The 10,678-nt window shown below is 71.5% G+C and carries 6 protein-coding genes; 2 read left to right on the plus strand and 4 right to left on the minus strand.

Annotation, left to right across the window (positions count from 1 at the left end; translation table 11 throughout):
* Window positions 1-27: 27 nt before the first annotated feature.
* Entirely contained in the window at window positions 28-2,070 is a 2,043-nt protein-coding gene (fusA, locus tag ABZ899_RS06895; protein ID WP_361341798.1) for an elongation factor G, read from the minus strand.
* 514 nt (window positions 2,071-2,584) lie between these two features.
* On the opposite strand from fusA, the gene ABZ899_RS06900 reads away from it, so the two are divergent.
* Window positions 2,585-4,000: an MFS transporter gene (locus ABZ899_RS06900; protein WP_361341801.1), complete on the plus strand. Its 1,416-nt coding sequence runs from the start codon at window positions 2,585-2,587 to the stop codon at window positions 3,998-4,000.
* A 173-nt stretch (window positions 4,001-4,173) separates the two neighbouring features.
* Window positions 4,174-5,052: an ABC transporter substrate-binding protein gene (locus tag ABZ899_RS06905; RefSeq protein WP_361341804.1), complete on the plus strand. Its 879-nt coding sequence runs from the start codon at window positions 4,174-4,176 to the stop codon at window positions 5,050-5,052.
* Between the two features lie 26 nt (window positions 5,053-5,078).
* On the opposite strand, the gene ABZ899_RS06910 is transcribed toward ABZ899_RS06905, so the two are convergent.
* The 3 genes from ABZ899_RS06910 to ABZ899_RS06920 form a co-directional block, all read right to left on the minus strand.
* Window positions 5,079-7,805 (minus strand): SpoIIE family protein phosphatase, encoded by a 2,727-nt coding sequence (locus tag ABZ899_RS06910; protein ID WP_361341807.1) that lies wholly within the window; start codon window positions 7,803-7,805, stop codon window positions 5,079-5,081.
* 197 nt (window positions 7,806-8,002) lie between these two features.
* The gene (locus ABZ899_RS06915) at window positions 8,003-9,763 is read right to left on the minus strand and encodes an Hsp70 family protein (protein ID WP_361341810.1); all 1,761 of its coding nucleotides are present in this window, start codon (window positions 9,761-9,763) and stop codon (window positions 8,003-8,005) included.
* A complete protein-coding gene (locus ABZ899_RS06920) occupies window positions 9,760-10,677 on the minus strand; it encodes a hypothetical protein (RefSeq protein WP_361341813.1) in 918 nt (305 codons plus the stop codon). Before ABZ899_RS06920 ends, ABZ899_RS06915 begins: the two co-directional genes overlap by 4 nt.
* Between the last annotated feature and the right edge of the window lies 1 nt (window position 10,678).

Genomic DNA, 10,678 nt, shown 5'->3' on the forward strand with positions numbered 1-10,678 from the left:
GTACGCCGGGTGGGGCCGCCCCTTCGGTCAGCGGGTGGCCGTCGTCGCCGGGGCCGGGGCGTAGCCCGTGGGGCGGGTGGTGAAGGTGCCGCGGCCCTGGGTGCGGCTGCGCAACCGGGTCGCGTAGCCGAACAGTTCGGCGAGCGGCACCGTCGCCGTGACGACCGCCGCGCCCGCCCGGGTGACCGAACCCGAGACGCGGCCGCGGCGTGCCGCCAGGTCGCCGAGCACGGTGCCGACGGCGTCCTCCGGCACGGTGACCGTCACCTCGGCGACCGGCTCCAGCAACACCATCGCGCAGGAGCGCAGGGCGTCGCGCAGGCCGAGGCGGCCCGCGGTGCGGAACGCGGTGTCGGACGAGTCCTTCACATGCGTCGCCCCGTCGGTGAGGGTGACGCGCACCCCGGTCACCCGGTGCCCGCCGAGTGGGCCCTCGCCGAGGCCGTCCCGGCAGCCGGCCTCCACGGCACGGACGTACTCCTGCGGCACCCGGCCGCCGACCACGGCCGAGCGGAACTCGAAGCCGGACCCGGCCTCCAGCGGCTCGACGTCGAGCACGACGTGCGCGAACTGGCCCGCGCCGCCGTCCTGTTTGACGTGGCGGTGGACGAAGCCGCGCACGCCGCTGCCGACGGTCTCGCGGTACGACACCCTCGGCCGCCCGACGGCGACGTCCAGGCCGCTCTCGCGCCGGATCCTCTCCACCGCGACCTCCAGATGCAGTTCGCCCATCCCGGACAGCAGTGTCTGCCCGGTCTCCGCGTCGGTGCGTACCACCAGCGACGGGTCCTCCTCGGCCAGCCGGGCCAGCGTGGCGGCCAGCCGGTCCGTGTCGGTGGACCTGCGTGCCTCCACGGCGACCGACACCACCGGTTCGGCCACACCCGGCGGTTCCAGGACGAGGGGCGCGTGCGGCGCGCACAGCGTGGAGCCCGCGCGAGCCGACTTCAGGCCGATGACCGCGACGATGTCCCCGGCGACCGCCTGGTCGACCTGGGCGTGCCGGTCGGCCTGCACCCGCAGGATCCGCCCGATCCGCTCGGTGCGCCCGGCACTCGTGTCCAGCACGGTGTCCCCCTTCCCGATCGTTCCCGAATACACCCGTACGTAGGTCAGCCGGCCGGTCGGCGTGACGCTCACCTTGAACGCCAGCCCGGCGAAGGGCGCCGCCGGGTCGGCGGGCCGCTCCTCGTCCGTGTCCTGCGTGTCGTGGACCGGCGGTACGTCGAGCGGCGACGGCAGATACGCCACCACCGCGTCGAGCAACGGCTCCACACCGCGGTTGCGGTACGCCGAGCCGCAGAGCACGACGACACCCTCCCCGGTGCGGGTGATCTCCCGCAGGGCGGCCGTCAGCGTCCCGGGCGCCACGGTTCCCCGGGCGCAGAACTCCTCCAGTGCCCCGGCGTGCAGCTCGGCCACGGCCTCCTCCAGCAGACGCCGGCGCCGCAGCGCCTCCTCGCACAGGTCCCGCGGTACGTCCCCGACCGCACGGGTGCCGTCGTCGGCCCAGACCAGCGCCCGCATCCGTACGAGGTCGACGACCCCGCGGAAGCCGTCCTCGGTGCCGATCGGCAGCTGCACGGCGAGCGGCACCGGGTGCAGCCGCTCCCGGATCGACGCCACCGCCCGGTCGAGGTCCGCGCCCGCGCGGTCCAGCTTGTTGACGAAGGCGATCCTCGGCACGCCGTGCCGGTCCGCCTGCCGCCACACCGACTCGCTCTGCGGCTCGACGCCCGCGACGGCGTCGAACACGGCGACCGCGCCGTCGAGCACGCGCAGCGCCCGCTCGACCTCGTCGGCGAAGTCGACGTGCCCGGGGGTGTCGATGAGGTTGACGCGGTGCCCGTCCCAGTCGCAGCTCACGGCCGCGGCGAAGATGGTGATGCCCCGGTCGCGCTCCTGCGGGTCGAAGTCGGTGACGGTGGTGCCGTCGTGGACCTCGCCCCGCTTGTGGGTGGTGCCGGTGGCGTAGAGGATCCGCTCGGTGACGGTGGTCTTGCCGGCGTCGACGTGGGCGAGGATGCCGAGGTTGCGGACGGCGGCGAGGGTGTGGGTGTGCGTGCGCACGGCCGGTGGCCTTTCGGATGGTCCGGAAGAGGGCGGCGCGATGTCCCGGCGCACGGCAGCGCGTGCCCCTGGCGGGCGGGCGCTGGTTCAGACGTGCGTCACGGGGTCCGGTGCCGGGCGCGCAGCGGGCACCGGGCGGCCGGGGACACCAGGATCACCTCGGTCCGGCGGGACCGGGGACGGCGAGCGGTGGCGGCGTGAGCACCCACGGCCTGTCTCCCCTCGTCGTCGGTCGTGACGGCGCCGCCCGTCGCGGGCGGCGTCCTGCGGTGAGTGTAGGGACGGCGGACCGGGCCCTGCCACGTGTTTTCGCGGAGGCACCCGGCCGTCCCCGCGGGCACGGGAGCCTCACCGCCGTCTCACCTGGCGAGATGAGCTTCCTGACTCATGAGATGTCTGAGAGTGTTCGATCTACCTGCACTGTGCACCCATCTCCGTGACGGGGGACGGGTGCCGCCGTGCGGGTCCGTCGGCTCGCGCAGCCGCGACCGTTCCCCCCTGGAAAGACCGAGAGATGTCCGCACCCACCAGCAGTCCCCCCGGGACCCCCGTCAACTCGCGGTCCCGCGTCCTCGTCGCCAGCCTCATCGGGACGACGATCGAGTTCTACGACTTCTACATCTACGCGACCGCGGCCGTCCTGGTGTTCCCGAAGCTCTTCTTCCCCAGCAGCGACCCGACGACGGCCCTGCTGTCGTCGTTCGCGGTGTTCGGCGCCGCCATGGTCGCGCGCCCGATCGGCGCCGTCGTCTTCGGGCACCTCGGTGACCGCCTCGGCCGCAAGGGCACGCTGGTGACCTCGCTGCTCACCATGGGCATCGCCACCTTCCTGATCGGCGTGCTGCCCACCTACGCGCAGGCCGGCTGGGTCGCCACCGCCCTGCTGGTGCTGATGCGGCTGGCGCAGGGCTTCGCGCTCGGCGGCGAGTGGAGCGGTGCGGCCCTGGTCGCCACCGAGAACGCCCCGAGCGGGAAACGGGCCCTGTTCGGCACGTTCCCGCAGCTGGGCGCGCCGCTCGGCTTCATCATCGGCAACGGCCTGTTCCTGATCATCGGCGCGCTGATGCCGTCCGCGGCGGGCGCCGACCCGTCCCAGCCCTCGGACGCCTTCCTGAGCTGGGGATGGCGGGTGCCGTTCCTCTTCTCGGCCGTGATGGTCGCGATCGGCCTGTGGGTGCGGATGCGCCTGGTCGAGTCGCCGGTGTTCGCGAAGACCCGGGAGGCCGGCCTGGTGCGCAGGCTGCCGCTGGCGGCCGTGGTCCGCACCCATGGGAAGCAGCTGATCCTCGGCACCTTCTTCATGCTGGCGACGTACGTGCTCTTCTACCTGATGACCACGTTCTCGCTGAGCTACGGCCGGACCGCGACGGACGCCGCCGTGCCCGGACTGGGCTACAGCTACACCACCTTCGTCCTGATGATGATCTTCGGTGTGCTGTTCTTCGCGGTGTTCACCCTGGTCTCCGGCCCGCTCGCCGACCGCTACGGCCGCCGCACCACCCTGGCCTGGGTCACCGCGGCGATCGCCGTCTTCGGGCTGGTGTGGGTGCCGCTGATCGGCCTGGGCACGCTCGGCGTGGTGCTGTGGCTGGTGCTGGGCTTCACCCTGATGGGCATGACGTTCGGCCCGATGGGCGCGCTGCTGCCGGAGCTGTTCCCGACGAGCGTGCGCTACACCGGGTCCGGCATCTCGTACAACGTCAGTTCGATCCTCGGCGCCGCGGTGGCCCCGTTCATTGCGGTGGCCCTGTGGGAGGCGGGCGACGGTTCCCCGTGGCTCGTCGGCGTCTACCTCTCCTCGATGGCGGTGCTGACGCTGATCGCCCTGCTGGTGGGCAAGGAGACGAAGGACGTACGGCTGGAGGAGGACGAGTCCGCCGCGGCTCCGGCCCCCACCCGCGACGAGGTCGCCGCCCCCGTGACCCCCTGAGCGCTCCTCCCAGCACCATCGAGGCCCGGCCCCCCGCGTCCGCCACCGGACGCGGGGGGCCTCGGCTTGTTCGGGGCACGCACGGGCGTCGGCGCTCCGGTGGCTCCGGCCACCGTACGGCCCCGTGTGATTTATGGTGAATCCAGCAGTTTGCCCCTACCGGAGGTGCAATGATGCGCGCCGCGGTCGCGATCGTCTCTCTGGTTGTCAGCGGGGCGCTCATCGCCGTGACCTCGGCATGCGACCAGGACGGATCGCGGTTGTCGAAGGTCCGCTACGGCGACTGCGATGTCTCGGGGCGGCGCGGGGAGTTCCACCTGACCCCCGAGACGGCCGGTGCGCTCACGGTCAAGACGACCCTGCCCGCTCCGGGCTGGTGGAACGGTGACACGCCGCAGTCCGTCAGGAGCGGCTACGAGTACTGCATGGCCGCCAACATCGCCTACCGGTCCGGACTCGACCGGGTCGCGGTCGAGAACGCCCCCTTCCCGGAGGTCGTGTCCGGCCGGACCAAGGACTTCGACCTGGCCCTGGCGCAGATCACGATCACTCCGGAGCGCAGCAAGGTCGCCAAGTTCTCCCCGCCGTACCTCTCCTCCACCCTCGGGCTGCTGATCAGGAAGGGCGAGCGGATCGACGAGGACAACATCAGCGACGTGCGCATCGGGGTGGCCGAGGGCACCACGGGCGAGCAGTTCGTGGAGGACCGCATCAAGCCGGCCGAGCCCGTCAAGGCGTATGCCAACGACCCGGAGATGATCAGGGCACTGGAGGACGGGCGGATCGACGCGGTCGTCCACGACACGACCATCCTGCTGCCGTACGCCCAGAACGAGGGCAGCAGGGTGAGCCTGGTGGGCCAGTACCGCACCGACCAGGGCTACGGCGCCCTGTATCCGATGGGCTCGCCCAACCGGGCCGAACTGGACCGGGTCATCCGACAGCTGATCGACGACGGGACGCTCGCCAAACTGTCGGCCGTCTATCTCGGGGCCGCCTTCGGCCGGGACCCGGCCAAGATCCCGTACCTCACGGTCCACGAGAGCACCTGACCGGGGCAGGGCGGTCCCCTGCCGCGTCACAGGTCGAGGAGCCCGCTCAGGTCCCCGGCGGCCTCGCCGTCGAGCGCCAGCTCCGCCCAGATGATCTTGCCCCGGTCGGTGTACCGGGTCCCCCAGCGGCGGGACATCTGCGCGACGAGGAACAGACCGCGGCCCCCCTCGTCGGTGAAGGTGGCCCGGCGCAGGTGCGGGGAGGTGCTGGTGCCGTCGGCGACCTCGCAGATCAGGCCGTCGTGGTCGCGCAGCAGCCGCAGACCGATGGGGCTCCGGCCGTACCGGATGGCGTTCGTCACGAGCTCGCTGAGGATCAGCTCGGTGGTGAAGGCCGCCTCGCCCAGCCCCCAGGACTCCAGCCTGCGGCCGGCCTCCGCACGGATCCGGGGGACGGCGGCGGGGTCGCCGGGCACGTCCCACTCGGCGACCTGGTCGGGGGCGAGGAGCCGGGTTCGCGCGACGAGCAGGGCGACGTCGTCGCTCGGCCTGGTGCGCAGCATCGCGTCGAGCACCGCCTGGCACGTGTCGTCCAGACTGGCGCCGTGCGTGGCGGCCAGCGCCTCCCGCAGCATGCCGAGCCCGACGTCGATGTCACGGTCCCGGGCCTCGACCAGGCCGTCGGTGTACAGGACCAGCCGGCTCCCGGCGGCCAGCCGGAGCTCGACGGTCTCGACGGGCAGCCCCGCCCCTACGCCGAGCGGCGGGGCGGGGGGGATGTCGGGGAAGGTCACGAAGCCGTCGGGCGAGACGAGCGCCGGTCCGGGGTGACCGGCCCGGGCGACGACGCACCGCCCGGGGACCGGGTCGTAGACCGCGTACAGGCAGGTGGCCCCGGCGACGGCCTCGGTGTCGCCCTCGGCCGCCGCGTCATGGTCGATCCGGGTGATGAGGTCGTCCAGGTGCGCGAGGAGTTCGTCCGGCGGCAGGTCCAGCGCGGCGAAGTTGTGCACGGCGGTCCTCAGGCGGCCCATGGTGGCGGCGGCGTGGAGGCCGTGTCCGACGACGTCGCCCACCACGAGGGCCACCCGGGCCCCGGGCAGGGGGATGACGTCGTACCAGTCGCCGCCCACCCCGGCCTGCGCGGGCAGATACCGGTGCCCGACCTCCAGGGCGGACAGCTCGGGAAACGTGCCGGGCAGCAGGCTGCGCTGCAGGGTGACGGCGGTGGTGTGCTCGCGGGTGTAGCGGCGCGCGTTGTCGATGCACACGGCGGCCCGGGTGGCGAGCTCCTCCGCGGGGGACACGTCGTCGGCCTCGAAGGGGTCCTGCTCCGAACGCCAGAACTGCACGACGCCCAGCAGCTGTCCCCGGGCGCGGAGCGGCACGGCGATCATGGAGTGCATCCCGTAGGCGATGAAGCGCTCCGCGTGCTCGGGGTCCTGGGCCCGCCATCCGTCGTCCGTGGCGAGATCGGCCACCAGGACCGGCCGGCCGGTGGTGACGCCGGTGGTGACGGGGTTGCCGGGTCGGTAGCGGATCAGCGTCCCGACAGGATGGAAGGGCGGGTCGTCCCGGATGCCGGCGACCGCGACGCGGCGCATCTCCGTGCTCACCCCCGTGGGTTCGTCGCCGTGCAGTACGGACTTCACCAGCTCGACGGTGGCGAAGTCGGCGAAGCGTGGCACGGTCACCTCGGTCAGCTCCTCGGCGGTGCGCTCGATGTCCAGGGTGGTGCCGATCCGGGTGCCCGCCTCGTAGAGCAGTTGCAGGCGCCCGCCCGCCACGTCCGCGCGGCCGGCGAGCGCGCGGAGCTCGGTGGTGTCCCGCAGGGTGGCCACGCAGCCCGCGCGCGGGCCCACCGGTCGCACGTTGACCGCGAGCAGGGTGTCACCGGCCAGGATCACCTCGTCGGTGACGGCCCGGCCCGATCCCAGCAGGTCGACCAGGGCCGGGCTCAGACCGAGTTCGGCGACCGGCCTGCCCTCGGCGTCCGGGGGCAGGGCCAGCAGCCGGCGCGCCTCGTCGTTGGCCAGCAGCAGCCTTCCGTCGCCGTCGACGATGAGCACGCCCTCGCGGACCGCGTGCAGCACGGCGTCGTGGTGCTCGTACATACGGGTCATCTCGATCGGCCCGAGCCCTCGGGTCTGCCGCCGCAGACGCCCGCTGACCAGCGCCGATCCGCCGGCGGCCAGCAGCAGTGCGACACCGCCGGCGGCGAAGATCACCGGCAGCTGCTCCTGCACCACACCGGTCACCTTGTCGACCGTGACCCCCACGGTGACGAGGCCGACGGCGGTGCCCCTGTCGTTGAAGACGGCCACCGTCGAGTCGACCGCCTTTCCCAGGCTGCTGTCGAAGGTGTTCTGGTGGGGCTTGCCTTCGAGGGCGTTGCCGTAGGAGGTGGAGACGTGTTTCCCGATCTGGTCCTTGTCCGGGTGGGTCCATCGGAAGCCGTACGGGCTCAGCGCCACGACGTAGTCGACACCGGTCTTCTTGCGCACCGCCTCGGCGTGCGGCTGGAGCTCGGCCGTCGGGTCGTCGCTCTCCATCGCCTCCGCGGTGCCCCGGGCGTTCGCGAAGGCCTCGGCCGTCACCAGTGACCGGTCCTTGGCCTCCTGGAGCGCACGGTTGCGGTCCTGGATCACGAGAGCCGCCACGGCCGTGGCGATCAGCAGCAGGACCACGACCAACTGGAGCAGGAAGACCTGACCGGCGACGCTGCGCGGCTTCCGCCACGACAGCACGCGCCGGCCGGCCGAAGGGTGCCGGGCCTTCGGGGCGGCTTCCGGCGCCCCGCCCCGCGGGGGCACGCGGTCACCCTGTCGGCTCGCTGGGGCGTATCGCCCTAGTTTGCCCATTTCCTCAGTATCAGCGACGGGGGAGAGCGGCGCGGCTCAGAAGGGGGCCGCCGATCGGCCGGGGGGGGTAGAGAGTCGGGATGAGGGCCCCGACGCTGACGTCAGGGCCCTCGTACCCTGCCGTGCAGGGCTGCTCCCTTCCGGGTGGGTCAGAGCCCTCCCGTCACCACTTGCTGCGGTTCCCCGTTGACCGTCACCGCGGGGTCCGCCTCCACCACGCGCACGGAGAGGTCGATCGGCGCGGGGCGGGCGTTCGCCGCTTCGGCATTCGACAGGTGCCGCACGTGGGAGGAACCGTCGGCGAACGGGCGAACGGTGTGGGCCAGCAGGCGGGTCAGTTCGTCCTCGAGCCCGTGCTGCAGCGGGGTGCCGTCAGGGCCGAAGGAGTCGATCTCGCGCTCGGCGAGCAGCTTGCCCGTGGCCGCGTGGGTGGCGGTGAAACGCAGGATGCCGCTCTCGTTGTAGCGGAACCTGATCTCGATCTTGTTTCTCGAGGGGTCCTGCTCCCGGCTCGGAAGCGGGACCTCGATGTTGGCCAGCGGGAAAGACCGCTCGCTGTCGGCCGGGTAGCCGACCTCGCCCTCGATGACCGGAACCCGCACGAAGGAAGCGCCCGGCGTGTCCGGATAGAAGGTGGCCGAGCCCTCGGCTGGGAGCGTGGCGTTGCGCTGAATGATCGCGCGAAAGCCTCTCTGTGCCCCGGCGCTCACGGCGGTACCCAGGTCGTAACTGGTCACCAGGGAGAAGTCGCTCTCGTCCCCGAGCTCCCCGTCCAAGGAGGCCGCATATATGGCCGCGCCCCGTGCCACGGCTGTCATGGGCCGGCACAGGCCGCTGTCGACGATGCGGTCGTGGCCCAGCAGCTCACCCAGAGCGTGACGCACCTGGGGGATCTGCGACGTCCCACCGATCATCAGAACCGAGTCGATGGCGTCTGGAGTGATGGCCAGGTCCTCCAGCGCCTGGCGGACCGGCTCCAGCGCGCGGGTGATCAGCGGGCTGATCGCCTCCGTGTAGTCGGCCGCGGTGATTCTGACCTCGCGCCTCGAGATCGCCGGTGCGAGGCCGACCGGGAGGTCGAAGAAGATCGCACCGTCCTCCGGCACGGACGAGAGGGCGATCTTCGTCAGCTCCACCGACCGGCGCCACCGGCGCCGTTCCGCCTTGGTGAGGTGCTCCGCGCTCAAACCGATCTTCCGCTGGATCAGCCGAGCCAGCGCGTTGTCGAACTCCAGACCACCGAGGGCGGTGATGCCGCGGGAGGTCTGCTCCTCGAAGAGGCCGTCGTCGTACTCGAGGACGGTGACGTCGATGGTGCCGCCGCCCCAGTCGAAGACGAGGAAACGGCCGGGGACCGGCACGTCGTGGGCGTACGAGATCGCCGCCGCGGTGGGTTCGTTGAGCAGTGCCCGGACCTTCACTCCGCCGAGCGCCGCGGCGGCCCGGGTGCGATAGCGGGCGCCGCCCGTGGCGTTGGCGGGGACGGTGACGACCGCGTCCGAGAGGTCGAGCAGCTGGCCGGACACACCTTCCTTCATGCGGCTGAAGAGAGAAGCGGCCGCGACCGTGCTGTGGTACTTCTCCGAGCCGACCCAGACGTGGTGCTCTTCGAGCTGGGCAGCCACCTCGAGCCCGTCTACCTCGCCGTCCTTCTCAGCGCCGGAACGGGTACCGAGCATGCGCTTCACGGCATCGAGCGGCTCGCTGGTGCCGGTCTTCGCCTCCCAGCCGAAGCAGAGGGTGCGCTGAAGGTCGCGAACGGACAACACGGAGGGGAACAGCTGCTGGAACTCTGGCATCTGCCACTGGGCGGGAACGTTGTCGCCGTCCACGGGCAGCACCTCGACGCCGTGGCCGTTCCAACGGGCGACCACAGAGTTGCTCGTGCCGAAGTCAATACCGAAAGTCATCGCGTGCCCCTCCGACCTTTCTGCTTGCTGGCCGCAGCCCGCAGCGCCTCTCTGAAACCCGACTCCTGCTGCGCACGGTCATTCGTCTTCATGCTGTGCGGCGCAGCTTTGCCACTCCGTCCGCCAACGCGAGCCGACTGACCTCCCTCTGGGTTGGATCCGGCAGAGGTGCTGCGCTCTTCCGGCCGCTTGTCCTGCTGAGGTTCACGGAATGAACGCGTTGACTTCACTTCGGAGCGACCAGTTGCACGCCGAGTTTCCACGCGTTCCTGAGCCGACGGAGTTCCGGGACCTCGTCCCCGATGGGCCTTCTTCTTGGTCTGGGAAGCGCCAGCGCTCTTCTTGACATCCCTCTGCTGTTTCCCGCTCGTCTCCGTATGTGTGGCCCTGCGCCTCTGCCCGGGCTTCGTCTTGTCCGCTGCCGCTGCGGACGGCTGCGTCTTGGGGACGGCTCGGAGCCATCCACGCTCGACGAGCTTCCCTGACTCTTTGTCCACATATGCCGGGACAACGAGTTCGAAGGCCACCGATCCTCTCTTCATCACCCCCGGCTGTTCTTCCACCACGTTGAACAGCTCGCGGTCACCGCTGTCGCCGACGATCTGCAAACCAGCCTTTGCCGCCTCGTGCTCCAGGCGGGTCAGGACCACCTGCATGGTCCTCGCTTCCAGTCCCTGCCGATGCAGGACGGCCAGTTGGGCCAGGTGCATCTGGCGCGTGCGGATGCCCTCCAGCACACCCGCACGCACTGCCTCCGTGAACTGGGGAAGCACCCGGCGCATCAACTCCGACCGGAGGACCGAGACCAGGTCGGCCTCGGTCTCCTTGTCGGTCAGAACTGTGCCGAGTCCTTTAAGGGCCACCTCCAACTCCTGCTGCACCACAGGCAGGAGCGCCTCGTTGACCGACTTCACG

Origin of the sequence: Streptomyces sp. NPDC046859 (assembly GCF_040645135.1) — a bacterium.
GTDB lineage: Bacteria > Actinomycetota > Actinomycetes > Streptomycetales > Streptomycetaceae > Streptomyces.